Annotated in this window: 24 protein-coding genes; 14 read left to right on the top strand and 10 right to left on the bottom strand. The window is 66.5% G+C overall.

What is annotated here, in order from left to right; all coding sequences use genetic code 11:
• Positions 1-19 precede the first annotated feature (19 nt).
• The 4 genes from QX121_RS03650 to QX121_RS03635 all read left to right on the top strand — a co-directional run bounded on the left by QX121_RS03650 (position 20) and on the right by QX121_RS03635 (position 6,175).
• Entirely contained in the window at positions 20-1,261 is a 1,242-nt protein-coding gene (locus QX121_RS03650; protein ID WP_315811183.1) for an acetamidase/formamidase family protein, read from the top strand.
• A 291-nt stretch (positions 1,262-1,552) separates the two neighbouring features.
• Positions 1,553-3,886: an acetamidase/formamidase family protein gene (locus tag QX121_RS03645; protein WP_315811182.1), complete on the top strand. Its 2,334-nt coding sequence runs from the start codon at positions 1,553-1,555 to the stop codon at positions 3,884-3,886.
• A 171-nt stretch (positions 3,887-4,057) separates the two neighbouring features.
• Positions 4,058-4,441: a RidA family protein gene (locus tag QX121_RS03640; RefSeq protein ID WP_315778978.1), complete on the top strand. Its 384-nt coding sequence runs from the start codon at positions 4,058-4,060 to the stop codon at positions 4,439-4,441.
• 138 nt (positions 4,442-4,579) lie between these two features.
• Positions 4,580-6,175, top strand: coding sequence for a gamma-glutamyltransferase family protein (locus QX121_RS03635; protein ID WP_315811181.1), 1,596 nt, complete (start codon positions 4,580-4,582; stop codon positions 6,173-6,175).
• A gap of 378 nt (positions 6,176-6,553) precedes the next feature.
• Here the strand turns inward: QX121_RS03635 and QX121_RS03630 are convergent, their stop codons facing one another.
• Genes QX121_RS03630 through kynU form a run of 3 tightly spaced genes read right to left on the bottom strand, consistent with a single transcriptional unit; the run spans position 6,554 to position 9,441 of the window.
• Complete coding sequence (locus QX121_RS03630) at positions 6,554-7,378, bottom strand: alpha/beta hydrolase (protein WP_315811180.1); 825 nt, start codon at positions 7,376-7,378, stop codon at positions 6,554-6,556.
• Between the two features lie 33 nt (positions 7,379-7,411).
• On the bottom strand, positions 7,412-8,251 hold the full coding sequence (kynA, locus tag QX121_RS03625) for a tryptophan 2,3-dioxygenase (protein WP_315811179.1): 840 nt from the start codon (positions 8,249-8,251) through the stop codon (positions 7,412-7,414).
• On the bottom strand, positions 8,248-9,441 hold the full coding sequence (gene kynU / locus QX121_RS03620; protein ID WP_315811178.1) for a kynureninase: 1,194 nt from the start codon (positions 9,439-9,441) through the stop codon (positions 8,248-8,250). Before kynU ends, kynA begins: the two co-directional genes overlap by 4 nt.
• 241 nt (positions 9,442-9,682) lie before the next feature.
• Between kynU and QX121_RS03615 the strand changes: the two genes are divergently transcribed.
• A complete protein-coding gene (locus tag QX121_RS03615; RefSeq protein ID WP_315736624.1) occupies positions 9,683-10,087 on the top strand; it encodes a DUF4864 domain-containing protein in 405 nt (134 codons plus the stop codon).
• 10 nt (positions 10,088-10,097) lie between these two features.
• Here QX121_RS03615 and QX121_RS03610 read toward each other — a convergent pair whose 3' ends face one another.
• The 4 genes from QX121_RS03610 to QX121_RS03595 all read right to left on the bottom strand — a co-directional run bounded on the left by QX121_RS03610 (position 10,098) and on the right by QX121_RS03595 (position 14,091).
• Positions 10,098-10,493 carry a thioesterase family protein gene (locus tag QX121_RS03610; protein WP_315736623.1) on the bottom strand — a complete coding sequence of 132 codons (396 nt, stop codon included), beginning with the start codon at positions 10,491-10,493 and terminating at the stop codon, positions 10,098-10,100.
• Positions 10,494-10,698: 205 nt separating this feature from the next.
• A complete protein-coding gene (locus QX121_RS03605; protein ID WP_015669268.1) occupies positions 10,699-10,902 on the bottom strand; it encodes a tautomerase family protein in 204 nt (67 codons plus the stop codon).
• A 110-nt stretch (positions 10,903-11,012) separates the two neighbouring features.
• Entirely contained in the window at positions 11,013-12,611 is a 1,599-nt protein-coding gene (gene hisS / locus QX121_RS03600) for a histidine--tRNA ligase (protein ID WP_315811177.1), read from the bottom strand.
• Between the two features lie 400 nt (positions 12,612-13,011).
• Positions 13,012-14,091, bottom strand: a complete 1,080-nt coding sequence (locus QX121_RS03595; RefSeq protein WP_315811176.1) for a branched-chain amino acid aminotransferase — start codon at positions 14,089-14,091, stop codon at positions 13,012-13,014.
• 347 nt (positions 14,092-14,438) lie between these two features.
• Here QX121_RS03595 and QX121_RS03590 point away from each other — a divergent pair, with 347 nt between their 5' ends.
• From QX121_RS03590 to QX121_RS03580, 3 genes are all read left to right on the top strand, one after another.
• Positions 14,439-14,990, top strand: a complete 552-nt coding sequence (locus tag QX121_RS03590) for a MarR family winged helix-turn-helix transcriptional regulator (protein ID WP_315778001.1) — start codon at positions 14,439-14,441, stop codon at positions 14,988-14,990.
• A complete protein-coding gene (locus QX121_RS03585; protein WP_315736618.1) occupies positions 14,987-15,718 on the top strand; it encodes a response regulator transcription factor in 732 nt (243 codons plus the stop codon). Before QX121_RS03590 ends, QX121_RS03585 begins: the two co-directional genes overlap by 4 nt.
• Positions 15,719-15,958: 240 nt before the next feature.
• On the top strand, positions 15,959-17,347 hold the full coding sequence (locus QX121_RS03580) for an ATP-binding protein (protein WP_315811175.1): 1,389 nt from the start codon (positions 15,959-15,961) through the stop codon (positions 17,345-17,347).
• Positions 17,348-17,360: 13 nt separating this feature from the next.
• Here the strand turns inward: QX121_RS03580 and QX121_RS03575 are convergent, their stop codons facing one another.
• Positions 17,361-18,344 carry a VOC family protein gene (locus QX121_RS03575; RefSeq protein WP_315811174.1) on the bottom strand — a complete coding sequence of 328 codons (984 nt, stop codon included), beginning with the start codon at positions 18,342-18,344 and terminating at the stop codon, positions 17,361-17,363.
• A gap of 140 nt (positions 18,345-18,484) precedes the next feature.
• On the opposite strand from QX121_RS03575, the gene QX121_RS03570 reads away from it, so the two are divergent.
• From QX121_RS03570 to QX121_RS03550, 5 genes are all read left to right on the top strand, one after another.
• Positions 18,485-19,276: a DNA-binding transcriptional regulator gene (locus QX121_RS03570; RefSeq protein WP_315811173.1), complete on the top strand. Its 792-nt coding sequence runs from the start codon at positions 18,485-18,487 to the stop codon at positions 19,274-19,276.
• Positions 19,277-19,345: 69 nt separating this feature from the next.
• Positions 19,346-20,860 (top strand): bifunctional 3-(3-hydroxy-phenyl)propionate/3-hydroxycinnamic acid hydroxylase, encoded by a 1,515-nt coding sequence (locus tag QX121_RS03565; RefSeq protein ID WP_315811172.1) that lies wholly within the window; start codon positions 19,346-19,348, stop codon positions 20,858-20,860.
• Positions 20,861-20,890: 30 nt separating this feature from the next.
• Positions 20,891-21,742, top strand: coding sequence for a fumarylacetoacetate hydrolase family protein (locus tag QX121_RS03560; RefSeq protein ID WP_315796112.1), 852 nt, complete (start codon positions 20,891-20,893; stop codon positions 21,740-21,742).
• A gap of 82 nt (positions 21,743-21,824) precedes the next feature.
• Positions 21,825-23,030 (top strand): ABC transporter substrate-binding protein, encoded by a 1,206-nt coding sequence (locus QX121_RS03555; RefSeq protein WP_315811171.1) that lies wholly within the window; start codon positions 21,825-21,827, stop codon positions 23,028-23,030.
• A gap of 18 nt (positions 23,031-23,048) precedes the next feature.
• Positions 23,049-24,041, top strand: a complete 993-nt coding sequence (locus QX121_RS03550; RefSeq protein ID WP_315811170.1) for an NAD(P)H-quinone oxidoreductase — start codon at positions 23,049-23,051, stop codon at positions 24,039-24,041.
• Between the two features lie 51 nt (positions 24,042-24,092).
• Here the strand turns inward: QX121_RS03550 and QX121_RS03545 are convergent, their stop codons facing one another.
• Positions 24,093-24,638, bottom strand: coding sequence for a DUF3617 domain-containing protein (locus tag QX121_RS03545; RefSeq protein ID WP_315736610.1), 546 nt, complete (start codon positions 24,636-24,638; stop codon positions 24,093-24,095).
• Between the two features lie 68 nt (positions 24,639-24,706).
• Positions 24,707-25,012, bottom strand: coding sequence for a hypothetical protein (locus QX121_RS03540; protein ID WP_315811413.1), 306 nt, complete (start codon positions 25,010-25,012; stop codon positions 24,707-24,709).
• A 168-nt stretch (positions 25,013-25,180) separates the two neighbouring features.
• On the opposite strand from QX121_RS03540, the gene QX121_RS03535 reads away from it, so the two are divergent.
• Positions 25,181-25,645: a hypothetical protein gene (locus tag QX121_RS03535; protein ID WP_315713599.1), complete on the top strand. Its 465-nt coding sequence runs from the start codon at positions 25,181-25,183 to the stop codon at positions 25,643-25,645.
• Positions 25,646-25,691 lie beyond the last annotated feature (46 nt).

Raw genomic sequence — 25,691 nt, 5'->3', positions numbered from 1 at the left:
TCTTTCATGAGGCCCTTGCATGAAGCACCATCTGCTGCCGGTGTCCCCCAAGACCATCCATTGGGGGTATTTTTCCAAGGTGGTGACACCGGCTCTCACCTTGCGCTCCGGCGACCGCGCCACGATCGAGACGCTGACGCATCACGCCAATGACGACTATGAGCGCATGATCAAGGACGATCCCGGCGCCGAGAGCGTGTTCAAGTGGACCAGAGAGCACAAGGCGGTGGCGCGGCGCGGCTCGGGGCCGACCGAAGGGCCGTTCATCCGCGGCTCCGGCGAGGGCGTCGGCGTGCATCTGCTGACCGGCCCGGTTGCGATCGAGGGGGCCGAGCCAGGCGACGTTCTGGAGGTGCGCATCCTCGACATCAAGCCGCGGCCGAGCCGGTGCGGCTGCCATGCCGGCAAGTGCTTCGGCTCCAACGCCGCCGCCAATTGGGGCTTCCACTATCACGACCTGATCGAGGAACCGAAGCCGCGCGAGGTCATCACCATCTTCGAGATCGACACATCGGGCGAGCCGTTCGCCAAGGCGGTCTACAACTACGTCTGGACGCCGCAGACCGATCCCGACGGCATCGTGCATCCGACCATCGACTATCCCGGCGTGCCGGTCGACCACAGCACGATCAGGAAGCGCGAGAACATTTTGCCGAATATCAAGGTACCGGCGCGCCTGCATTTCGGCACCATGGGGCTCGCGCCATCGGAAGCCGACTATGTCTCCTCGATCCCGCCGAGCTACACCGGCGGCAACATCGACGACTGGCGCATCGGCAAGGGCGCGCGGATGTACTATCCGGTCGCCGTGCCCGGCGCGTATTTCTCGGTCGGCGATCCCCATGCCGCGCAAGGCGATAGCGAGCTCGGCGGCACCGCAATCGAGACCTCGCTGACCGGCGACTTCGAGTTCATCCTCCACAAGAAGAGCGACCTCGGCGGCACCCAGCTCGAAGGACTGACCCATCCGCTGCTGGAGACCGACCAGGCCTGGTCCGTCTACGGCTTCACCTATCCGAACTATCTCGCCGAGCTCGGCGCCAACGCGCAGACCGAGATCGCCAACCATTCCAGCCTCGACCGCGCGATGCGCGACGCCTTCCGCAAGCTGCGGCGATTCCTAATGACGGTGCATCATCTCAGCGAGGACGAGGCGATCTCGCTGATGTCGGTCGGTGCCGACTTTGGCGTCACCCAGGTGGTGGATGCCAATTGGGGCGTCCACGGCACGATCCGGAAGAACGTGTTCCGGTGTGATTGATTCGACGTTGGTCATAAAAGCCGTCGCGCAGAGGGCAGTGCGCTCCCTCCCCCCTTGCGGGGGAGGGTTGGGGTGGGGGGTGCCCCGGGCGGCACTGCCGATGTGGACCCCCACCCCCAACCCCTCCCCGCAAGGGGGAGGGGAGCGCACTCAGCGCGCGGCGACAGCGTTGGCTTCAATGAAACCGGGACGAAAGCACTGGCCAGCGCCGACATGCCGCTACAGAGACGACAGACCATGAAACTCATCTGGCACGGGGGTTGCTTCGAATTCCCGGACCCGGGTCGTGCCATGAGTTTTCGTCCGTTCACCAGTGAATCCTACGCGCGGGACGAGCGTCCTGAGGCGTGGCGTGATGTCCTGAACGCGGTCGGGTTGCAGCCGGCTGCCAAGGCGCCGTTCTATGACGGCCATGCGACCGCCTCGCATCGCAGCGCGCCGGGCATCGCGCTGTCGCGGCTGGCGGCGGGCTCGCAGGTCATCACCGCGGTTCCGCAAACCCATGAGGACCTGCCGATTGCGTTGCTCGCGATCGACGACGGCGCCGTGCTCCGCAGCGGCGACAGCCATCGCATCGTCCCCGCGGGACATCTGATGCTATTGCCGCGCATCGGCGACTGGAACATCGCGTTCCAGCGCGATCTGCGCGCCATCGGGCTATCGGTGACATCAGACGCCCTGCATGGCCGCATCAGCGGCAAGCTGAAATTGGCCGCCCCCCAGGTGATCGCGCCGAGCGGTCTTGCCGACGTAGTCTGCCGCACCATCGAGGCCACCGCACGGGCGCTCGAAACGCTCAGCGATGCCGAATGGAGCACGGTCGCGCAGAGCCTCGTCGATCTGCTGCTGACGCTGGCCCATCAACAAGCAGTGCCGACAACGGAGGCCGGCAGCAGCGCGACGCAGGCTGCGATCCTGCACCGGATCTGCCAGACCATCGAGCGGCGGCTCGACGATGCCGAGCTGACGCCGGCGCGGGTGGCGCAGGCCGAAGGCATCTCAGAGCGCTATTTGCAAAAACTGTTCGAAGGCGCCGGCGACAATTTCAGTCACTACGTGAGGGAACGGCGGCTGCAGAGGGCCTGGACCGACCTGTCCAATCCGGCCGAAGCCAACCATTCGATCTCCGAGATCGCCTATCGCTACGCCTTCGCCGATTCGGCGCATTTCAGCCGCAGCTTCCGCGCCCGCTTCGGCCTGTCGCCGCGCGAGTTCCGGCAGCAGAAGGCGGAGCAGGCGATGACGTCGGCGGCCCCGCGCGGTCAGCGCGGCTGGCCGCAGGATGCGCTGGCGCAGCAGCGCGTCTGCGAGAGGCCGGCGGCGGCCAGGAGCGATATCGCCCTGCCCGCGCCGGCCAACGACCAGGACGCGCGGCGGCATCACCATCATCTGGCGGTGTCGGCCGAGCGCGTGCATTGGGGCTATTTCAGCCGCTCGCTGCCGCCGCAGATCGAAATCGCATCCGGCGACACGATCACGGTGGAGACGCTGACCCAGCATGCCTCCGATGATCCGGAGCTGATGATCTCAGGCGATGCCGCTGCGCTCAGCGTGTTCGGCTGGACCAAGGCGAAGAAGAACGTCGACCGCCGTGGCGCCGGTCCGATGGACGCCAGCGTGTTCGGCCGCGGCGCCGGCGAAGGCTTTGGCGTCCACATCTGCACCGGCCCGGTCGCCATCAAGGACGCGCAGCCCGGCGATGTGCTCGAGGTGCGCATCCTCGACATCGTGCCGCGGCCGAGCCGCAATCCGAAACATGAAGGCCGCGTGTTCGGCTCCAGCGTGGCGGCATGGTGGGGCTATCACTACAATGAGCTGATCGCTCCGCCCGCGCCGCGCGAGGCCATCACGATCTACGAGATCTTTGCCGACGATTCCGAGCCGCATGCGCGCGCGCTCTATTCCTATCGCTGGGAGCCGCAGACCGATCCGGCCGGCGTGGTGCATGCGACCTACGACTATCCCGGCGTTCCGGTGGCGCCCGGCAGCATCAAGCGCCGCCACGGCGTGCTCGACAACATCCGCATTCCCCTGCGGCCGCATTTCGGCGTGATCGCGGTGGCGCCACGCGAGGCCGACTTCGTCGATTCGATTCCGCCGTCCTATTTCGGCGGCAATCTCGACAATTGGCGGCTCGGCAAGGGCGCGACCGTGTATCTCCCCGTCTCCGTTCCCGGCGCGCTGCTATCGGTCGGCGATCCCCACGCCACGCAGGGCGACGGCGAGCTCGGCGGCACCGCGATCGAATGCTCGATGACCGGCACCTTCCAGGTCATCCTCCACAAGAAGTCGCAGCTCGCCGGACAGCCTTTCGCCGATCTCACCTATCCCCTGATCGAAACCGAGACCGACTGGGTGCTGACCGGCTTCAGCCACCCGAACTATCTCGCCGAGTTCGGCGCGCAGGGCCAGAGCGAGGTCTACGCGACCTCCTCGCTCGACCTCGCGATGAAGGACGCGTTCCGCAAGATGCGCCGCTTCCTGATGCACATCAAAGGCCTGAGCGAGGACGAGGCGGTCGCGCTGATGTCGGCCGCGGTGGATTTCGGCGTCACCCAGGTCGTCGACGGCAATTGGGGCGTGCACGCGATCCTCAGCAAGCGGCTGTTCGAGGATGCGGGCTGAGTTCACGCTAAATCGTAGGGTGGGCAAAGGCGCGCCCGCGAACCTGCGACATCGATCATGATGTACGTCGCGCCGTGCCCACCGCGGCGCATCCGCTGATGATGGTGGGCACGCGCCGCCTGCGGCGCCGCTTTGCCCACCCTACACATTCACTCGCAGAGGAATCCGACCATGCAGTTCCACATGATCTCCGGCGCGACGAAACCCGTGGCGCCGTTCAGTCACGCGGTCGAGACCGACGGCTTCGTGTTCGTCACCGGTCAGATGCCGGATTCACCGGAGGCACCGGGCGTGCTGCCCGACGGCATCGTGGATCAGACGAAGGCGGTGATGCAGAACTTGAAGTACATCCTCCAAGGTCTCAACCTTGGTCTCGAACATATTGTGATGTCTCGGATTTACCTGACCGAATTCAAGCGCGATTACACGGCAATGAATGAAACTTACCGTTCATTCTTCCCGCCGGGCCGGCTACCGGCCCGCACCTGCGTCGGCGTCACCGGTCTCGCCTATGACGCGCTGATCGAGATCGATCTGGTCTGCCGAAGACCATAATACCCATTGGTAAACATCTCCTCAACGCAGGCAACCGTCATTCGATCCGGGCTGGGGAGCGTCCCGCTGTTGCCGATTGTGCGCCGAGGCTTGGCGGTGTCAATTCGCCGGACAATTAGGCGGGATCGGGGGAGTGCCATGCCGTACCAGTTTTCCAATCGTCAGCAGATCCGCAAGCCGGCGGTGACCAGCAAGGGCGGCATCGTCGCGGCACAGTCACGGCGCGCCGCCGAGGTCGGTGCCGAGGTGCTGGCCGCGGGCGGCGACTGCGTCGATGCCGTGGTGGCGACCGGCTTTGCGCTCGGCGTGCTCGAGCCGTGGATGAGCGGCCTCGGCGGCGGCGGCGCCATGCTGCTGTACCGCGCCAGGGACAACCACGTCGAGGTGATCGACTACGGCATGCGCGCCCCTGACAGCCTTGACGTCGCGGACTATCCGCTGGCCAACGACGGCAGCGTCGCAGCCGACATCTTCCCCTGGCCCCGCGTCAAGGACGACCGCAATCTGCACGGCCCCGGCGCGATCGCAGTGCCCGGCGTCGTCGCGGGCATGGAGGCGGCGCATCGCCGCTACGCGCGGCTGCCGTGGCAGGATCTCGTCACGCCGAGCGTGAAGCTCGCCGCCGAGGGCCTGCTGGTGGACTGGTGGACCACCGTGATGATCTCGAGCTGCGCCGCAGACCTGCGCCGCTATCCCGGCAGCGCCGCGGCCTATCTGAAGGATGGTTTGCCGCCGAACCCGCAATGGGGCGCGAAAGCGGTGACACGGCTGCCGCAGGAGCAGCTGAAGGCGACGCTGGCACATCTTGCCAGCGCCGGCGCGCGCGACTTCTACCGGGGCGACATTGCGCGCTCGCTCAGCCGCGACATCCAGGCCGCCGGTGGCGCGCTTTCAGTGGATGACCTCGCCGCGTTCGAGGCACATCACCGCGAGCCGCTGCGCATTCCCTATCGCGGCGGCACGGTGTTCGCGACACCGGAGCTGACGGCCGGCCCGACGCTCGCACACGCCTTGCGGCTGATGCAGGCGCGCGTGACGGCCTCGGGCAAGACTCCTGATGCAAGCGCCTTCATCGCCTATGCCGAAGCGATGCAGTCGGCCTATCGCGAACGGCTCAACGACATGGGCGATGCGCCCGGCAAGCGCGCGCTCGGCGCCGAATATCTGGCACCGGCCTGCACCACGCACTACTCGGTGGTGGACCACGACGGCAACATGGCCGCGGTGACGCAGACCCTGCTGTCCGGCTTCGGCTCGAAATTCCAAGCGCCGCAGAGCGGCATCATGATGAACAACGGCATCATGTGGTTCGACCCGACGCCCGGCACGACGAACTCGCTGGCGCCGGGCAAGCGCTGCCTCACCAACTACACGCCGGTGGTGGCGCAGGCCGCCGACGGCCGCCGCCTCGCGCTGGGCGCCTCCGGCGGCCGGCGCATCCTGCCCGCCGTGGCGCAGATGCTCTCCTTCGTAATGGACTTCGGCATGGATCTCGACACGGCGATCCACCAGCCTCGCATCGACGCCAGCGAGGGTGACGTGGTCGGCGCGGATACGCGCCTGCCGGAGGAGGTGATGGACGCGCTGACAGCGAAGTTCGAGACCGTGCCGGCACCGGTGCAGACCATGCCGATGAAGTTCGCCTGCCCCAGCGTCGTGATGCGCGAGGGCGATTTGAACAGCGGCGCCACGGAGATCTTCCATGCGTGGGGAGATGCGGTGGCGGAGAGCTGACGCGATCGTCGCCGGATTCGAGATATCGCCACGATGACGATGAGCTCCCCTCCCCCTTGCGGGGAGGGGTCGGGGGTGGGGGTCCACGAGTCACGCTCGATGTGAGGAGCGCTGAAGCTCCGCGGCTCCGCGGAGACCATCACCATCGTTGACGCAGGACGCGCTTCCGGCACGTCGCAAGCGGATATCCTGATCCGCGCTTCAAATGGACTCGCATCCTGGAAAATATCGACAGCGCACCTAGTCAAGTTCAGCGCCCGGGGACCCCCACCCCCAACCCCTCCCCGCAAGGGGGAGGGGAGATGAGGTCGCAGCGCCGTCACCGCAGAACGCATGCACGGAGCACGGGGCGAGCGCTGCAATCGACGCTACTTGAGACTACCCCACCAGCGCCTGCACCAACCCACTCTCCGGATCCGCCAGTTCGTCGATCACGTCGAAATGGTGCCGGTCCGGCGCCTCGACATAGGCAGTGGAGGCCCCGAGCCCGGTCCAGATGTTGGCGAGCAATTGGGCCTGGCGGCGGAATTCGTTGCGCTCGGCGCCGCCGACCCAGGCGGTGACCTTGACGCCGTCGACCGGCACCAGCAGCGCGGGGCTCTCCTTCGCAGCCGTAGCGTCGTCGATGTGCAGCGTCTCGTTCATCGCGGTCCGCTGCAGCGGGCGCAGATCGTGCAGGCCGGAGATCGAGACCACGCTGGTGATGCGGCCCTGCCGCTCCGGCGGCAGCGGCGCGCCGCGGCAAATCATGCGGCTGACGAGATGGCCGCCGGCGGAATGCCCGGTCAGCGCCACCGGCCCCGCGACCTCGTCCATCGCGCGCGCGATCGCCTGCGCCACGTCGGCCGAAATATCGGCGATGCCGACCTCGGGACAGAGCCGGTAGGACGGCATCGCCACGGCATGGCCGCACGCGATGGAGCCTTGCGCGAGATGCGACCAGAAGCTCTTGTCGAGCCGCATCCAGTAGCCGCCATGCACGAACACGACGAGGCCCTTCGGCGTCCCCTCGGGAAGAAACAGGTCGAGGCGCTGACGGTCGTGCGCGCCATAGGCGATGTCGAGCTTCGCCCGGCCCTGCCCCGCCAATGTCGTGCGATAGGCTTCCGCCGGCGCGACCCACAGGCCGGGCCAGCGCTCGCCACCGGCGATGTTAGGGCCGTTGGCGTAGGCATTGTCCCAGTCCTTGACGGCATAGAGCATGAGGATCTCCTGATCGAATGATGAGCGCGAGGCTCACAGCCCGGTGCGCAGCTTCCAGAGCTCGGGGAACAGCACGATCTCCAGCATCTTGCGCAAGTAATTGACGCCGCTGGTGCCACCGGTGCCGGTCTTGAAGCCGATGATGCGCTCCACCGTGGTGACGTGGTTGAAGCGCCAGCGGCGGAAATAATCCTCGAAATCGACCAGCTTCTCGGCGAGCTCATACAATTCCCAATGCCGCTGCGGATCGCGATAGACGCTGGTCCAGGCCGCCGTCACCTCCGCGCTCTCGCTGCGCGTGCCGCGCCAGTCAGTGCGCTGCCCGTCGGCGCCGATGAAGAAGCCGCGCCGCGCCAGCAGCCGCAGCGCTTCGTCGTAGAGGCTCGGCTTCGCCAGGATCGCTTCCAGCTCGGCGGTCAGCTCGGGGTGATGCGCATGCGGGCGCAGCATCGCCAGATTGCGGTTGCCGAGCAGGAATTCGATCGAGCGATACTGGAACGACTGGAAGCCCGAGGACTCGCCGAGCTTGTCGCGGAACAGCGTGTATTCGCTCGGAGTCATCGTGCGCAGCACGTCCCACGCACCGTTGAGCTGCTCGAAGATGCGCGACACCCGCGTCAGCATCTTGAACGCCGGCTGCACGTCGTCTTTGGCGATCGCGGCCATTGCCGCCTTGATCTCGTGGATGGCGAGCTTCATCCATAGCTCGGAGGTCTGGTGCTGGATGATGAACAAGAGCTCGTCATGGGCCGAGGACAGCGGCGCCTGGGCGTCGAGCAGGCGATCCAGCATCAGATAGTCGCTATAGGACATCCGTCCCTTGAAGTTCATCCGCGCACCTTCGGTGGCGGGATCGTAGGGACCGTTGCTCACGTCACGAGCTCCTTCTGGCGATAGTCGGGTCTGTCCCACAGCTTGTTGTCGAGGACCTCCGCGAGGATGTCGACGGCGCCGCGCACCTCGGCTTCGCCGAGATAGAGCGGCGTGAAGCCGAAGCGCAGTGCATCCGGCGCGCGGAAGTCGCCGATCACGCCGCGCGCGATCAGCGCCCGCATGATCGCATAGCCGTCGGGATGGCGGAACGACACCTGGCTGCCGCGCCGCGACGGATCGCGCGGCGACGCCAAGGTCAGCGACGGACAGCGTTTCTCGACCTCGGCGATGAACAATTCCGACAGCGCGATCGAGGCCGCGCGCACGTCCTGCATCGACACGCCGTCCCAGGCGTCGAGCGCGGCATCGAGCGCGGCCAGTGCGATGATCGGCGGCGTGCCGATGCGCATCCGCTCGATGCCGCCGCCCGGGCGATAATCGAGATCGAAGGCGAACGGCGCCTCGTGCCCCATCCAGCCCGACAGCGCCGGCGGCGCGATATCGGCATGGCGCGGCGCGACATAGATGAAGGCCGGCGCGCCGGGGCCGCCGTTGAGATATTTGTAGGTGCAGCCGACCGCGAAGTCGGCGTCCGCGCCGGCGAGATCGACCGGCACGGCGCCGGCGGAATGCGCGAGGTCCCACACCGCGAGCGCACCGGCGTCATGCGCCTTTGTCGTCAGCGCCGTCATGTCGTGCATCCGGCCGGTGCGGTAATCCACCTCGGTCAGCATCAGCACGGCGACGCTGTCGTCGATCGCCGCCTCCACCTGCTCGGGCTCGACCACCTTCAAGGTGGCGCGGTCGCCGAGCATGCGGACCAGGCCCTGCGCCATATAGAGATCGGACGGGAAGTTGCCGCTGTCGGACAGGATCACGCGGCGGCCCGGATTGAGCGACAGCGCCGCGGCGAGCGCCTGATACACCTTGATCGAGAGCGTATCGCCCATCACGACCGTGCCGGGCGCGGCCCCGATCAGCCGGGCGATGCGGTCGCCGACGCGGCGCGGCTGCACCATCCATCCCGCACTATTCCAGCCGCGGATGAGCTCCCGTCCCCACTCCGCCTCGATCATGCTGTTGACGCGCGCCGGCACCGCTGACGGCAGCGCGCCGAGCGAGTTGCCGTCGAGATAGATGACGCCTTCAGGGATCGTGAAGAGCGATCGGGTCCTGGAAAAATCGGTCATGCTGCCCCTGTGTGGTTCGCCGCCCTGCATGCATGATTCGCGCCGGGTCGGACCAGATCAAGCCGGTCCCATCGCGACCGGCACCGCGTCGGCCGCATGGCTCGCGAAGACGTGACGATGTCGACACAATCCAGCCGGTCGATCGCCGCCGGTCGGCGACATTGACGCGCCACGGCAGGCTTGTCACGGGCGGCGCGTGGCGCATGATAGATCGATCCGAACCGCCGATGGAGGACACGACATGCGCATTCTGGTGCCGCTCGTCCTGCTGCTGGCGCTGCTGGCCCGCCCCGCCGCCGCGGCCGACGCCAGCGCGGCGCAGAGCGTGATTCGCGCCCAAGAGCAGGCCCTGGCGCGCGACGACGGCGCGACCGCCTATGCCCAGGCCGCGCCGGAGATCCAGGCGCTGTTTCCGAGCGTCGAGATCTTCATGAGCATGGTCAAGAGCGGCTATCCGCCGGTCTATCGCCATCGCAGCTTCGAATTCGGCGCCGCGCAGGTCGAGGACGGCAGCATCGCGCAGCGCGTCCACATCGTCGATGCCGAAGGCGAGGCGTGGGAGGCGCTCTACACGCTGCAGACCCAGCCCGACGGCAGCCTCAAGATCACCGGCTGCTCGCTGTTGAAGACGGGCCAGTCGGTCTAGCGCGGTGCGGCTACGTCACGCCGAACCGCTTCTTGAACTGCTCGACATTGATGAGGCCGCGGCCGTGACGGCCGTCGCCGATCTTCACCTCGCCATGATAGGCCTCGACCGAGAAGCGGATGACGCGGCGCTCGACCTCGATCACCTCGGCGACCGTGCGGATGGTCGCGCCGACCGGCGACGCCGCGAGATGGCGGACGTTGACCTCGGTGCCGACCGTGACCCAGCCCGGCGGCAGCACCGGGTTGATGGCATCGCCCGACGTCATCTCCATCTCCAGGATCATCATCGGCGTCGCATAGACCATCGGCATGTGCGGCACGAAATGCCCGACGGTGCGCTCCGGCGGCACGACGAGCAAACGCTCGGCGCGCATGCCCGGCTTGATGAACTCACGTGCGTCCATGGCTGCTCCAAACTCCGCTGTCGTCCCGGACAAGCGCGCGCCGATCCGGGATCCATACGCCGTGGCGGTCGTGATGGGCAAAGGGCCAATGACCAGCGTGCCTCGAACCGCTCCCTGGGGGTATGGGTCCCGGCGTTCGCCGGGACGACGGCGGTGATCGTCGAGACAGATGTCATAGCCTCGCTTTCGCCAGGACGACGGCCAACTACTTCTTCTGCTCGGCCAGGCGCTCGACGAAGGTCTTGCCGCCCTTCATCTTGTGCGTCAGCGGCGCCTCGTTGATCTGGATCACCACCGCTTCCGGATCGACGCCAAGATGCGTCACCAGGGCCTTGGTGATGTCGCGCATCATGTTGGCCTTCTGCTCGTCGGTGCGGCCGGCGGCCATGCTCACGGTGATCTCGGGCATTCGCTCTCTCCCTCGTCATGGCCGGGCTTGTCCCGGCCATCCACGTTTCTCCAATCAAACAAGACGTGGATGCCCGGCACAAGGCCGGGCATGACGACCGCAAGGAATGCCTACCCCCAGCTCACGTCATGGCGCGCGAGCACGTCGCGGACGCCGGCTATGAGCTCGTCCTCCTTGCAGGAGAACTGCGCCGGGCGGCTCTCCCGCCATTCCTGGTTGGAGGCGATCGCAGCCGCCGCCTTGGCGCCCTCGATCAGGTCCTTGATCTGCACCTCGCCGCGCGCCTTTTCGTCCGAGCCCTGGATGATGACGCAGGGCGCGTTGCGGCGGTCGGCATATTTGAGCTGGTTGCCCATGTTCTTCGGATTGCCGAGATAGAGCTCGGCGCGGATGCCGTGATTGCGCAGGGTCGACACCATCTTCTGATAGTCCGCGACGCGCTCGCGATCGAACACGGTGACGACCACTGGCCCGAACGCCGGCCGCGTGTCGAGCTTGCCGAGCATCGTCAGCGCCGCCTGCAGGCGCGACACGCCGATCGAGAAGCCGGTCGCCGGTACCGGCTCGCCGCGGAAGCGCGAGACGAGGCCATCGTAGCGCCCGCCGCCGCCGACCGAGCCGAACACCACCGGCTGGCCCTTCTCGTTGGGAATCTCGGCGAGCAACTGCGCCTCGAACACCGGCCCCGTGTAGTATTCGAGCCCGCGCACCACCGACGGATCGACCGTGATCTGGCTCTGATAGCCGGCCGCATCAACCAGGCGCGCGATCTCGACGAGTTCGTTCAAACCATCGATCGCCAGTTTCGAGTCGGCAAAGGTCTCGCGCAGCATGTCGGCGATACGGCGGGCGATGTCATACTCGTTGTCTTTGCGATCGGGATCGCCCGCAACGCGCTGCTGGACATCCTTGTCGCCGGCATAGGCGAGCAGCGGCGGCGCGACCAGCGTACGCGCATTGACGAAGGTCTCGATCTTCTTGATCTGGGTGTCGTCGAGTCCAGCGCCCTTGGTGAAGTCGCCGCTCTCGTCCTTGCGGCCCGGTCCAAGCAGCTCACGCACGCCGCGCTCGCCGAGACGATCGAGCTTGTCGATCGCGCGCAGCACGATCAGCCGGCGGCCGAAATTCTCGTCACCGCCGAGGCCGATCGACTCCATCACGCCGTCGAGCACCTTGCGATTGTTGACCTTGATCGCGTAGTCCCCACGCGGAATCCCCAGCGCCTCCATCGTGTCGGCCGCCATCATGCACATCTCGGCGTCCGCCGCGGGCGATGCGGAGCCGACGGTGTCGGCGTCGAACTGCATGAACTGGCGGAAGCGGCCGGGGCCGGGCTTCTCGTTGCGGAAGACGTAGCCCGAGCGATAGCTGCGATAGGGCAGCACCAGGCCATCGGTGCCGTAGCGTTCACCGACGTAGCGCGCCAGCGGCGCGGTCAGATCATAGCGCAGCGAGATCCACTGCTCGTCGTCGTCCTGAAACGAGAACACGCCTTCGTTCGGACGGTCCTGGTCGGGCAGGAATTTGCCGAGCGCGTCGGTGTATTCGAACGCCGGCGTCTCCACCGGCTCGAAGCCGTAGCGCTCGTAGACGGCGCGGATCTTCTCGACCATCTCGCGCGTCGCTGCGATCGCCGCGGGGCCGCGATCCTCGAGCCCGCGCGGCAGCCGCGCCTTCAGCTTCTGGGGTTTCTTGGGTTTGTCGGACATGGGGACCGGAACGTAGGGTGGGCCAAGCGCAGCGGGCCCACCATGGCTGATAAACGCCGAAGTGGTGGGCACGGTCCGCTACGCGGCCTTTTGCCCACCCTACGGGATGGAATGCGTTGCTTGGTTGGTAGCAGTCGGGGCCCGGTGCGGCAACCCGCGGGCCGGTCAGGTGCTGGCGCATGGCACTGGCTCAGCATTCTCAGTGAGAGCCACGCTTCCGCCACGCATGCGGTGCGCCCCCTCCCCCGCGTGCGGGGGAGGGTTGGGGTGGGGGCGTCCCAACGGTGGTCTTTACGGGGCTTCCCCCTCCCCAGCCCTCCCCCGCAAGCGGGGGAGGGAGCAAACCGTCATCGCTGCTAGACTGTGCCCAGAACCTGCAAGCGCTAGGGAGGCATGCCCCCTACTTCACGTCCCGGATCCACTGATGCGGATCGGGGCTGCGGCCGTACTGGATGTCGACCAGCTGCTTGCGCAGGCCCATGGCGACCGGGCCGGCCTCGCCGCCGTTGATCAGGACGTCGCCGTTCGCCGAGCACACCTTGCCGATCGGCGAGATGACGGCAGCGGTGCCGCAGGCGAACGCCTCCTTCAGACGACCGCTCTTGGCGTCCGTCCGCCACTGGTCGATCGAATACGCCTCCTCGCGCACCTCGCGGCCGGCGTCGCGCGCCAGCTTGATGATGGAATCGCGGGTGATGCCGGGCAGGATGGTGCCGAGCGGCGGCGTCGACAGCGAGCCATCGTCGAACACGAAGAACACGTTCATGCCGCCGAGCTCCTCGACATAGCGGCGCTCGATCGCATCCAGGAACACGACCTGGTCGCAGCCATGCTGGATCGCCTCGGCCTGCGCCTTGAGGCTCGCGGCATAATTGCCGCCGCATTTGACGCCGCCGGTGCCGCCGACCGCGGCGCGGGTGTAGTTCTCCGAGACCCAGATCGAGACCGGGGCCGGCCCGCCCTTGAAATAGGAGCCGACCGGCGAGGCGATGACCGCGAAGATGTATTCCGCCGACGGCTTCACGCCGAGGAACACCTCGTTGGCGATCATGAACGGGCGCAGATACAGGCTGCCCTCGCCGCCGGGGATCCAGGCGCGATCGATGCGGACGAGCTGCTCGACCGCCTCGATGAAAACCTCCGGCGGCAGTTGCGCCATCGCCATGCGCTCGGCCGAGTTCCAGAACCGCTTCGCGTTGGCATCGGGGCGGAACAGGTTCACGCCGCCATCGTCGCGCTTATAGGCCTTGAGGCCCTCGAAGATCTCCTGCGCGTAATGCAGGACGGCCGCGGCCGGATCGAGCGGGAAGTTGGCGCGGGATTCGACCCGCGCGCTGTGCCAGCCCTTGTCCTGGCTGTACTGGACCACGGCCATGTGATCGGTGAACACCCGGCCGAAGCCCGGGTTGGCGAGCTTGGCAGCACGCTCCTGGTCGGAGGTCGGGTTCGTCGTCGGCTTGATGTCGAATGTCAAAGTCATGTCCTTGCTTCCCCCGCTTGATCGCCATTCGCGAGTTCTGGCGCCGACCCGTCCGATCGGGCCAGTCGGCTTTTTGAATTTCGGACCTGCCGCGACCGGCTTTTGAGCCGGTCACCGGGCAAGCATGCCACTACAGGACATGCTTTTGCGCCCGGCGGAAGTCCAGTATGGTTTGCCGAAATGCCGCTCGACATCACACGGTTGTTCGATACGTCGCCCAGGGATGCCCGTCGGGGTTGCCTACGGCCCGTTCAGACACGCCTGGAGAGCCATCGCCCGCCGATGAAACGATCTAAAATTTCGCAGCGGACGATTGTTTTGTAACATTGAACCGCAGAAACGTCAATATGGCTGACATAAATTTCTCGTCTCCGACGTTGAGCCCCGAGCTGCGGGCGGCTGAGCCCTCCGCGGCTGCCGGCGGCGAGCCGCTGCGCTGGGACATCATCGAGCTCTTGTTCTTCGCCTACCGCGACTTCGTCGGCGATGCCGACCACGAGCTGGAGGCGTTCGGGTTCGGCCGGGCGCATCACCGCGTGATGCATTTCGTCACACGCTATCCCGGCCTGAAGGTCGCCGATCTGCTCGACGTTCTCCGCATCACCAAGCAGTCGCTCGGACGCGTGCTCAAGCAGCTGCTCGACGAAGGCTACATCGTGCAGAAGACCGGCAACAACGATCGCCGGCAGCGCCTTCTTTTCGCCACGCCGAAGGGCGAGGCGCTGGTCGCCAAGCTGGCCGGGCTGCAGACGCGGCGCATTGATCGCGCGCTGGAGCAGATCGGACCGGCCGGCGCCGAGAAGGTCCGGCAGTTCCTGCGCGCGATGATCGATCGCGACGATCCGGACAAGGTGCTGGAAGCCATCTTCAAGACGCCTGTCGCCGCTGCCAAGGAGTGACCGTGACGATCGCCGCCATCGCCCCGCATCATCAGCAGACGCCGGCCGACGACGCGCCGCATCTCCTGCTCGTCGACGACGACCGCCGCATCCGCGACCTGCTGTCGCGCTTTCTGCGCGGCGAAGGCTATCGCGTCACCACCGCGGCGAGCGCGAGCGATGCCCGCGCCAAGCTGACGGGACTGCATTTCGATCTCCTGATCCTCGACGTGATGATGCCCGGCGAAAGCGGCTTCGACCTCGCCCGCTTCATCCGCACGCAATCCTCGGTGCCGATCGTGATGCTGACCGCACGGGCTGAGCCGGAGAGCCGCATCGAGGGCCTGCAGCTCGGCGCCGACGACTACGTCGCAAAACCTTTTGAACCGCGAGAGCTCGCGCTGCGCATCGGCAACATCCTCAAGCGCGCCGCGCCGCCGCCGGCCGAGGAGGTCGTCGAGCAGATCGCGTTCGGGCCGTTCGTCTATCATCTGGCGCGCGGCGAGCTAAAGCAGGGCGAGGAGATCGTCCACCTCACCGACCGCGAGCGCGAGATGCTGCGCATCCTCGCCAATGCCCGCGGCGAGACCGTGCCGCGCGGCGCGCTGACCGGCAACGGCACCGTCAACGAGCGCGCCGTCGACGTCCAGATCAACCGCCTGCGCCGCAAGCTCGAGAGCGATCCGGCCAACCCGCTGTTCCTGCAGGCCGTGCGCGGCATCGGCTACCGGCTGATGACGTCGGGTTGAGATGAGCGGTTGATATGCCGGGCCATTCCGACCACGTTGCCTTGAAAGCATCTGAGCTAGCTTCCTCACCGCAAGACCTGAAACGACCTGGCATCTCCGCGTCATTGCGAGCGAAGCGAAGCAATCCAGAGTCCCGCGACGATTCTGGATTGCTTCGTCGCGGAGCCTGCCCTCGGGCTCGCCGCGGGCGAGACCCGGGGGCTCCTCGCAATGACGGAAACGGCGCGCGTTAGGATTATCATGAGCACGCTCGACACCGGCCTCATCCTGATCCGCACCGCGTCGCGGCGGGTGTCGCGCGCCAACAGCGTGGTGGGCAACGCGTTCAAGGGCTGGATGCCGACCGGCCTCTATGCCCGCGCGCTGCTGATCATGATCGTGCCGATGGTGATCCTGCAGACGGTGGTCGCGGGCGTGTTCATGGAGCGGCACTGGAACACGGTGACGCGACGCCTCTCCGCCGCCGTGGTGCAGGACGTCGCCGCGCTGATCGACATCTACAAGGGCTATCCGCAGGACAAGGACCGCACCATGCTGCGCCGGATCGCGCAGCAGCGGCTCAACCTGGTGGTCGACTTCCTGCCCGCCGGCGACATGCCGCCGCCGGGGCCAAAACCGTTCTTCAACCTGCTCGACCAGTCGCTGTCGAGCCAGATCGGCCGCCAGATCAGCCGCCCGTTCTGGATCGACACCGTCGGCCGCTCCAATCTGGTCGAGATCCGCATCGCGCTCGATGACGCCGTGATGCGCGTGTTCGCGCAGCGTGGCGCGGCCTACGCGTCGAACACCGATATCTTCCTGTTCTGGATGGTCGGCACCTCCTCGATCCTGCTGATCGTCTCGGTGCTGTTCCTGCGCAACCAGATCAAGCCGATCCTGCGCCTTGCCGACGCCGCCGAGAGTTTCGGCAAGGGCCGCGAGGTGCCGAACTTCCGGCCGCGCGGCGCGCGCGAGGTGCGGCGTGCTGCACACGCCTTCCTGGAGATGAAGGCGCGCATCGAGCGCACCCTGGAGCAGCGCACGGCGATGCTGGCCGGCGTCAGCCACGATCTGCGCACCATCCTGACGCGCTTCAAGCTGGAGCTGGCGCTGCTCGGCGACAGTCCCGAGATCGACGCCATGCGCAAGGACGTCGACGAGATGTCGCACATGCTGGAGGATTATCTGGCGTTCGCACGCGGCGACAATGGCGAGATCGCGCAGCCGACCGACATCTCCAACGCGCTCGAGGAGCTGCGCGGCGACGCCGAGCGCAACGGCCATTCCGCCACGGTCTCGTTCCACGGCCTGCCTGTGGTCACCGTGAAGCCGCAGGCGCTGAAGCGCTGCCTCGGCAATCTCGTCTCCAACGCCGCCCGCCATGCCGATGCGATCGCCATCACCGGCCATCGCGACCACCGCTACCTCACCATCACCGTCGACGATGACGGCCCGGGCATCCCGGCCGACATGCGCGAGGAGGTATTCAAGCCGTTCCTGCGCCTCGACGACGCGCGTAACCAGGACGAGGGCGGCACGGGCTTGGGCCTCGCCATCGCCCGCGACATCGCGCGGTCCCATGGCGGCGACATCACCCTCGGCGACAGCCCGATGGGCGGGTTGCGGGCGAGCGTGCGGATTCCGGTGTAGCGCGCTGCTTAGTTCATTCCTGCGCGACCACGGCGTCGAGCCACGCGCAGTTCAGTGCCGGAACGCGAGGATCCGGCACGCGAACGCCGCGTGCAGCCGCGGACAGCCGCATATCGCGCAGGCGCTTGCGCTGCTCATCCGGCAGGTACAATCGCTCGTGCCCCCACAGCGACGGGCCGTCAAAGGTCTCATGCGGCTGCCAGGTCGCGGGATCGATCACCCGGCCGCCCCAGCCATATTCGATGAAGAAGCCGGAGGGCGTGTTGACGTAGAACGAGGTCATGTGGTCGTTGGTGTGACGGCCCAGCGTGTAGGCCACGCGCCCGTCGTCGAGCTGTGCCAGGTCGTAGCCCTGGCCGACGTCGTCGAGACTACCTAGTTCCACCATGAAGTGATGCAGTGTGCGGCGACCGGAGCCGACCATCGCGAAGCTGTGGTGGCGGCCGTTGACGTGGAAGAAATAGAGCTTGTACGGCGTCAGGCCGAAGTCGGACACCTTGAAGCCGAGCAGGTCGCGATAGAACCGCAGCAGCGGCTCGACGTCCTCGACGTTGAGCACGACGTGTCCCATGCCGAGCGGCCCGGTGCGAAAGCCGGAGATCGGACGTCCCGGCCTGAAGGGATCCGAGGCGACGGCTGCACCCCAGAACACCTCGATCGTGTTGCCGGCGGGATCCTGAAAGCAGATCAGCTCGGTGACATGACGCTCGTCGACCAGTGCCTGCGAACCGCGGGCCACCTTCACGCCGTTGTCGTCGAGACGGCTCGCGAGGCGCGCGAGCGCCGCGGCGTCGCCGACCTCCCAGCCCATGACGGCGAGCCCGCCATCGCCGCTGCCATCGACGATCAGCCGCTGCTTGCGATCATCCATCCGATAGGCCTGCACGCTGGCCGCGCGATCCACGCGCTGCATCCCGAGGAGCTCGGTCGCCATGCGTCCCCACTGCTCCGCTTGGGACGACCTGATGCCGATGTAACCGAGCGCCGTTATTTCCATCTTGTTTTCTCCCGAAAGGTGCGGGCGGAATTTCGTATCAGCTCCGCGCGGTCCTGCAGTAGACTGCCGCCCCTGCATCCGGCTCGCGTTCTCAAGACGGTATCGGCGGACGGAAACGAAGAACAGGGAGGATTTTCCAAGTGTCCAAGCAACGGACGCGATCTCCGCAAGCCCGTCCTGCGGAGGGTGTCCGCGCCTTCAAGCGGGGGCTCGACGTGCTGCGCGCGGTCAATCGGTCCGGGGGCATTCGCGCCGGCGACGTGGCGCGCCAGCTCGATCTGCCGCGGCCTACGGTCTATCGGTTGCTCGAGACACTCGAGGAACTCGGCTATGTCGCGCGCAGCGCCAGCGACGACCGCTTCCGGGTGACGCGCCACGCGTTGAGCCTCGGCGACGGCTATGATCCCGGCATCTTCATCTGCCAGGTCGCCGCGCCCTATCTCGCCGAGCTCAGCCGCAGCCTGATCTGGCCGGTCGATCTGTCGACTTATGAAAACGGCGCGATGGTCATCCAGGAGACCACTCATGCGCGCAGCCCGCTCTCGATCGATCGCAGCATGATCGGCAAGCGCCTGCCGATGCTGCAGACCTCGGCCGGCCGGGCCTATCTGGCCGCTTGCCCGCCCGCAGAGCGGGACATCATCATCAACCACCTGCGACGCATCGAGAATGCGGAGGACGTCTCCTTCCTGGCGCACGAGCGGCTGCAGCGCATGGTGACGGAAACGGCTCAGCGCGGCTATGCAATCCGCAACGAGGGCGAATTCAATCCGAAGACGTCGTCGATCGCAGTGCCGATCGTTCGTGGCGACGTCGTCTTCGGCTGCATTTCGATCATCTGGATCCGCTCCGCCATGACCCTCGAGGAGGCTGTCGCTCAATACGCGGCCCCATTGCGCGACGCCGCGGCCGCGATTCCCGTCCAGGCCTGAGCGTCCGCTGCGTGGACAGTTTGCGACCGCGCCTTGAAGGTGCGAGGCGGTTGCGGAACAGATGCGGCCATGAGCAACATGGCTGCACATTCCGGAAGCTTCGACGTCGTCATCGTCGGTCGCGGGCCCGTGGGCTCGACGCTCGCCAATCTGCTCGGCCTGTGCGGCATCCGCACCCTGATCCTGGAGCGCGAAGCCAAGGCTTATCATTTGCCGCGCGCGGTGCATTTCGACGACGAATGCATGCGCGTGTTCCAGACCATCGGCCTTGCCGACGCCATCCTGCCCCACCTTACATTGAGTCCCGGCATGCGCTTCGTCGATGCCGAGGGACGGCTGCTGCTCGACTGGCCGCGCACCCGCGAGCCGACCTCGATGGGCTGGAATCTGAGCTACCGATTCCACCAGCCCGATCTCGAAAACGTGCTCAACAAGGGACTCGCGCGCTGGCCTCATGTCGAGCTGCGCACGCGCTGTGATGTCTTCGCGCTCGAGCAGGACCACAACGGTGCGCGCGTTCGCTATGAAGACCTCGGTACCGGCCGGCTCGTCGACATCTCCTGCGCCTATGTCATCGGCTGCGACGGTGCACGTTCGCTGGTGCGCCGCTTCATCGGCTCGGCGCTGGACGATCTCGGCTTTCACGAGCGCTGGCTCGTCTGCGACGTGCTGCTGAGGCAGGAGCGGCCCGATCTCGGCGACTTCAGCGTCCAGCACTGCAACCCGCAGCGTCCCGCAACCTATATTCGCGGCACCGGCAACCGGCGTCGGTGGGAGATCACGGTTCGTCCTGACGAGGACGCGGTCGAGATCACCCAACCGGCGCGCGTGTGGGAGCTGCTCTCGCCCTGGCTCCAGTCCGCAGAGGCCGAGATCGAACGCGCCGCCGTCTACACATTCCACTCCGCGGTCGCCCAGCAATGGCGTGCCGGACGGCTCTTGCTCGCAGGTGATTCCGCGCACCAGACCCCGCCTTTCCTCGGTCAGGGCATGTGTGCCGGCATTCGCGACGCGGCCAACCTCGCATGGAAGCTGGCCCTTGTGATTGCCGGCAAGGCAACGCCTGATCTTCTCGACACCTATCAGAGCGAGCGCGCGCCCCACGTGCGCGAATTCATCGAGCTCGCGATACGGCTGGGCGGACTCATCAACACCAGGGCGGTCGAGGCGGCGCTCGCGACCGGCACGGCACAGGGCGACGGCCAGCTCAAGCTCGACGTGCAGAAGCCAGTGCTCGGCCCGGGCCTCGCCGGCGGCGATCGAAGCATGACGGGAAAGCTGGCACCGCAATTCCGCACCCGCGATCTCGGCCGCAGCGACGACCGCGTCGGCTATCGCTTCGCGCTGCTGTGCCGGTCTGGACTCGGTGCCGCGGTGATCGAGCAGCATCATGCCGGCTTGGCGGCGGCTGACGTCGCCATCATTTCCGGCGAGGAGGCTAGCGGCCTCGACGGTTGGCTCGATGAGCACGGCTTCGCCGCCGTGCTGATGCGCCCGGACCGCTACATCCTGGGTGCCGTGCAGAAGAGTGAAGATCTCGCCGCGCTGTTGTCCGTCCTCGCGCCGCGGCCGAGCGCCGCCTGATCGTTTCCGTTTTGCTGAGAGGGTTCACGTATGAAGCTGGTTTCCTTTGTCATTGACGGGCGTCCCGGATACGGCGCCGTGAAGGGAGACGGTGTGGTCGACCTCGGCCGGCGCCTGCCGTCGAAGAGCCTGCGCGCGCTGATCGAGGCGGATGCGCTCGGTCACGCCGCCGAACTGCTCGCCCGCGAACAGACCGACTATCCGCTCGATGCAATCACCTTCGCGCCCGTCATCCCTGATCCCGGCAAGATCATCTGCGTTGGCCTGAACTATCGCGACCACGTCGCCGAGACCGGGCGGACCGTCACCGCGAAACCTGCGCTGTTTGCGCGCTTTCCCACCAGCCAAGTCGGCCATCTGCAGCCGGTCATTCGCCCTGGTGTCTCCGATCATTTCGACTACGAGGGCGAGCTTGCGCTCGTGATCGGGAAAGCCGGCCGGCACATCCGGCGCCAGGACGCGCTCGCGCACATCGCCGGCTATTCCTGCTACAATGAAGGCAGCATCCGCGACTGGCAGCGCCATACATCGCAATTCCTGTCGGGCAAGACCTTCGACCGGTCTGGCGCGTTCGGCCCCTGGCTGGTCACGGCTGATGAAATTCCCGACCCGTCGAAACTGACGCTGCAGACCCGCCTCAATGGCGAGACCGTGCAGCGGACCACCACGGATCTCCTCATCACCGATGTCCCCGATCTGATCGTCTATTGCTCGACGATCATGACCTTGCTGCCGGGGGACGTGATCGTCACCGGCACGCCGGGAGGCGTCGGCTTCAAGCGCACCCCGCCTCTGTTCATGAAGCCCGGCGATACGGTCGAGGTCGACATCTCGGGCATCGGCGTGCTGCGCAATCCCGTGGCTGCCGAACCGGCAGCCTGACGTCTCCGCCTCGCGGAGAACCGCGAGGCGCACCAATCAAACACGACAAAAAACCAAATCTTCAAGTCCGGGGAGGATCATCATGTCGCGCTGTCTCAGATCCAGCATCGCTGGCCTGCTGCTGCTTGCAGGCTCATCCGCGCAGGCCGAAATCAAGGGGAGTGCCATCCGTATCGGTGTGCTCACCGACATGACCGGCATCTTCGCGACCGCGATGGGGCCCGGCTCCGTGGAAGCGGCCCGGATGGCCGCTGAGGAATTTGGCGGCAAGATCAACGGCAGGCCGATCGAAATCATTCAGGCTGACCATCAGAACAAGCCGGATATCGCGGTCGCGATCGCCCGGCGCTGGTTCGAGCAGGACGGTGTGCAGGCGATCGCCGACGGCGGCAGCTCCGGCGCGGCCCTTGGCGTCCAGGAGCTGGTGCGTAGCAACGGCAAGATCTTTCTCATCTCGGGGGCCGGCGCCAACCAGCTGACCGACGAAGCTTGCGCCCCGACCTCGGTGCAATGGACGCACGACGCCTATTCGACCGCGACCGCAGTCGTCTCGGGCATCATGCAGACCAGCAAGGAGCCATGGTTCTTCATCACCGGCGACTACGCGTTCGGCCATTCGGTCGAGGCGACCGCGCGCGCCCGCATCGCCGAGCTCGGCGGCAAGGTCGCCGGCAGCGTCAAGGCGCAGCTCGGCACGCCGGACTACGGATCCTTCCTGCTGCAGGCCCAGGCCTCCGGCGCCAAGATCCTGGCGCTCAACGTCGCCGGCGACAATGCCACAGCCATCAAGCAGGCCGAGGAATTCGGGCTTGCGGCCCAGGGCATGAAGATCGTGCCGATGTCGTTCCAGAACGTCGACATCGAAGCCATCGGCCTCAAGGCGACGCAGGGCGATCTCATCGTCACCAGCTTCTTCGAGGATGCCTCTCCCACCGCGCGCCGCTTCTCCGACGCGTTCTACGCGCGCCGGAGGGCGATGCCGTCACAGATACAGGCCGGGGTCTATTCGGCCGTGCGGCACTATCTGCAGGCGGTGAAGGATGCCGACAGCGACGACGGCGCAAGCGTGATGGCGAGGATGAAGGCGACGCCGGTCTCGGACGCCTATGCGGACCACGGCCAGATCCGCGACGACCAGCGCATGGTGCACGACCTGTATCTGGTCCAGGTCAAGACCCCCGCCGAATCGAAGGGCCCCTGGGACTTCGTCAAGCTGGTGACGAAGATCGCCCCCGATCAGGCATTTCGCCCGCTCGACCGTAGCAAGTGCAGCCTGGTCGGTAAGTGAGCACATGAGCGACCAAGCATGATTCCGGACGATCAGCGCGCCGTCATCATCAGCGCCGCGGGCGGCCCGGAGGTCCTGTCGGAGCGACAGGACTGGCCGGTCCCGCGCCTCGGACCAGACGATGTGCTGATCGAGGTCGCAGCCGCCGGCATCAACCGTCATGACTGCAACCAGCGCGCTGCCGGGCCGTCGCGGGAGCCCAATCCCGTGCCGGGGTTGGAAGCCTCGGGGCGCATCGTGGCCTGCGGCACCAACGTTCCCCGGGAACGGCTGGGTAAAGCGGTGATCGCACTGACCGACGGCGGCTCATACGCGCAATACGTCGCCACCGATCAGCATCTTGCCCTGGACTTGCCGAGCGGCCTCGACTGGATCCAAGGCGCCGCGCTGCCCGAGGCGCTGTTCACGACCTGGTTCAATTTCTTCGAGCTGATGCGCATGGCGCCCGGCGAGACCGCCTTGATTCATGGCGGAAGCAGCGGCGTCGGCACGATCGCGATCCAGCTCCTGCGCGCGCTGGGTCATCCCGTCATCGCCACCGCCGGCACCACAGAGAAGCGCGCCGCGGCGCTCAGGCTCGGCTGCAGCGCCGTGTTCGACTACGCCGATCCTGATCTCGCCGAGCAGATCCGCGTGGCGACGGGGATGCGTGGTGTCGACTGCATCCTCGACACCTCCGCAGGCGCTCACATCGCGCAGGACCTTGCGGCGCTCGCAATGGGCGGACGGATCGCCCTGCTCTCAGCCGGACATGGGAACGAGTTGGCGGTGCCGCTGCGCGGCCTGATGGCGCGCCGGGCCAGCATCACCGGCACGTTCCTGCGTTCGACGGCACTGGACCTCAAACGACGCATCGCGGCCGACCTGCGGCAACGCGTCGGGCCCCTTCTCGGGACGGCCATTCGGCCGCACATCGACAGCATCTATCGCTTGTCCGAGGCGGCCGATGCGCACACCCGCATGGAGACGAGCCGACATATCGGGAAGATCGTGCTTTGCGTCCGCGAATGAGCGACGATCCATGTCTCTGCGCTCGTGCCGCCAAACGCAACGGCCGCCCGCCTACTGCTTGGCGCCCGGAATGAGGTTCTTCAGCTTGTTCATGTCCTTGATGTTCATCTTCATGCCACCGGGCATGACGATGTCGCCGGGCTTCTGGTCGGGCTTGCAGGCGCCGAGCCACTTCGCCTCGATGGTCATCGCGGTCTCCTTGGCGGCGCCGGCGGCACCGCCCTGGATGCGCGAGGTGGTCTTCACCGTGTAGGCCGAGTTGAAGTCACCGGTGATGTCGGCGTGCGAGGTCGTGTTCATGCCGCCGAAGCTGCAGACGGCATCACTGACATAGCCGGTTGCGGTCTTCTGGATGTCCTGCTTGGAGCAGACCTGCTGCGCCATCGGCGAGGCCATGTTGTTCATGTCCCTGTCGGTGGTCTCGTCGGTGCAGTGCTGCATGGTCATCTCCGGCAGCTGGCCGCCGGACCTGACCATCTTCAATTCCCACAGGCCCGCCTTGCGCACCGGCAGGTCCACGGCACGGGCCTCGTGACTCGCGGTCACGCTGAGGAGACAGCAGGCCAGAAGGCCGATGGCAGTGCGTGTGCAGGTCATGTGTTCCGTTCCGGCTCGTTGCGCGATGTCGGAGCGAATGCCGCCAAAAGATGGCAATTAGGAGAACGTTAGTACAGCGTCCGCAGCGGCCGTTGCGCCGAGCCATAGGGCACCCAGCGGCAGGCGAACGAGACGTAGCCGCCATAGCGCGCATCGACGGCGCGGAACTTCGCGACCTTGCCGTAGGAGGCGCAATGATCGACCGCGAGCTGGCGCGCATCCGTGCTCTGGGCCAGCTGATAGGCGATGATGCCGCCGGTGTCGTTGCCCTTGAAGGGCGGCACCACGTCGGCCAGAGCCGGCGCGGCGGCCAGCAGCATCCCGACGGCCGCGAGGCCTGCAGTCTTCACGAGTCCGGCCTTCAGCGTCCGCATTGCATTCTCCTTGAGCTGGCCTGCCATCCTAAAGGTCCTGTGCGGTCAAGAAAAGAACACCAGCCTCGCGTTAACAGGACTAATCGTGGAGTGTTGCCGCGTTGCACTTGACCTCCTGTGGCCGCCGCGGCACGGTCCACGCTCCCGGATCAGCCTTGCGGACGGCCCATGCGCGACTTCAGCTCACCTTTCAAGATGTTCGGCGCCGCCTGTGGCGCGCTGCTTGCCGCCATCGTCGCCACCGCCCCGGCTCAGGCCGCCAATCCGCTCGAGATGAACTTCTGGCTGTCCGGCCCGAAGTACGAAGGCCGGGTTGCCCCCTGCGAGGCGGCCATTCCGACCATCGTGTCGCGATTCCAGGACAAGGAGAGCACCTTCTGGAATTCCTCGCTGACGATCACCGGCGTCGCCAACGTCCATGAGATCGCCTTCCGCCCCTGGCAGTCCGACAATATTCCGCGCCGCTTCTGCACCGGCAGCGTGATGATCAGCGACGGCAAGGCGCGCACCGTCAACTTCTCGATCATCGAGGATGGCGGCTTCGCCGGCTATGACCAGGGCGTCGAGTTCTGCGTCGTCGGCCTCGATCGCAACTGGGCCTTCAATCCGGCCTGCCGCGCCGCCAAGCCCTGATTCGATTTTGTCGGACCATCGGCCGCTCGCGCGGGCGGCCGGCTGA

The organism is Bradyrhizobium sp. SZCCHNR2028, assembly GCF_032380995.1.
Classification (GTDB): Bacteria; Pseudomonadota; Alphaproteobacteria; order Rhizobiales; family Xanthobacteraceae; genus Bradyrhizobium.
This window is presented reverse-complemented; position numbering and strand designations above follow the sequence as displayed.

Excerpts from the sequence above, each read along its gene's own strand:
- QX121_RS03575 (WP_315811174.1), bottom strand. The coding sequence starts at position 18,344 with ATGGAAATAACGGCGCTCGGTTACATCGGCATCAGGTCGTCCCAAGCG.
- QX121_RS03615 (WP_315736624.1), top strand. The coding sequence starts at position 9,683 with ATGCGCATTCTGGTGCCGCTCGTCCTGCTGCTGGCGCTGCTGGCCCGC.
- QX121_RS03630 (WP_315811180.1), bottom strand. The coding sequence starts at position 7,378 with ATGCTCTATGCCGTCAAGGACTGGGACAATGCCTACGCCAACGGCCCT.
- QX121_RS03590 (WP_315778001.1), top strand. The coding sequence starts at position 14,439 with ATGGCTGACATAAATTTCTCGTCTCCGACGTTGAGCCCCGAGCTGCGG.
- QX121_RS03560 (WP_315796112.1), top strand. The coding sequence starts at position 20,891 with ATGAAGCTGGTTTCCTTTGTCATTGACGGGCGTCCCGGATACGGCGCC.
- QX121_RS03605 (WP_015669268.1), bottom strand. The coding sequence starts at position 10,902 with ATGCCCGAGATCACCGTGAGCATGGCCGCCGGCCGCACCGACGAGCAG.
- QX121_RS03565 (WP_315811172.1), top strand. The coding sequence starts at position 19,346 with ATGAGCAACATGGCTGCACATTCCGGAAGCTTCGACGTCGTCATCGTC.
- QX121_RS03535 (WP_315713599.1), top strand. The coding sequence starts at position 25,181 with ATGCGCGACTTCAGCTCACCTTTCAAGATGTTCGGCGCCGCCTGTGGC.
- QX121_RS03635 (WP_315811181.1), top strand. The coding sequence starts at position 4,580 with ATGCCGTACCAGTTTTCCAATCGTCAGCAGATCCGCAAGCCGGCGGTG.
- QX121_RS03555 (WP_315811171.1), top strand. The coding sequence starts at position 21,825 with ATGTCGCGCTGTCTCAGATCCAGCATCGCTGGCCTGCTGCTGCTTGCA.
- QX121_RS03640 (WP_315778978.1), top strand. The coding sequence starts at position 4,058 with ATGCAGTTCCACATGATCTCCGGCGCGACGAAACCCGTGGCGCCGTTC.
- QX121_RS03595 (WP_315811176.1), bottom strand. The coding sequence starts at position 14,091 with ATGACTTTGACATTCGACATCAAGCCGACGACGAACCCGACCTCCGAC.
- kynU (WP_315811178.1), bottom strand. The coding sequence starts at position 9,441 with ATGACCGATTTTTCCAGGACCCGATCGCTCTTCACGATCCCTGAAGGC.
- QX121_RS03545 (WP_315736610.1), bottom strand. The coding sequence starts at position 24,638 with ATGACCTGCACACGCACTGCCATCGGCCTTCTGGCCTGCTGTCTCCTC.
- QX121_RS03550 (WP_315811170.1), top strand. The coding sequence starts at position 23,049 with ATGATTCCGGACGATCAGCGCGCCGTCATCATCAGCGCCGCGGGCGGC.
- QX121_RS03645 (WP_315811182.1), top strand. The coding sequence starts at position 1,553 with ATGAGTTTTCGTCCGTTCACCAGTGAATCCTACGCGCGGGACGAGCGT.
- QX121_RS03540 (WP_315811413.1), bottom strand. The coding sequence starts at position 25,012 with ATGCGGACGCTGAAGGCCGGACTCGTGAAGACTGCAGGCCTCGCGGCC.
- QX121_RS03580 (WP_315811175.1), top strand. The coding sequence starts at position 15,959 with ATGAGCACGCTCGACACCGGCCTCATCCTGATCCGCACCGCGTCGCGG.
- QX121_RS03650 (WP_315811183.1), top strand. The coding sequence starts at position 20 with ATGAAGCACCATCTGCTGCCGGTGTCCCCCAAGACCATCCATTGGGGG.
- QX121_RS03610 (WP_315736623.1), bottom strand. The coding sequence starts at position 10,493 with ATGGACGCACGTGAGTTCATCAAGCCGGGCATGCGCGCCGAGCGTTTG.
- hisS (WP_315811177.1), bottom strand. The coding sequence starts at position 12,611 with ATGTCCGACAAACCCAAGAAACCCCAGAAGCTGAAGGCGCGGCTGCCG.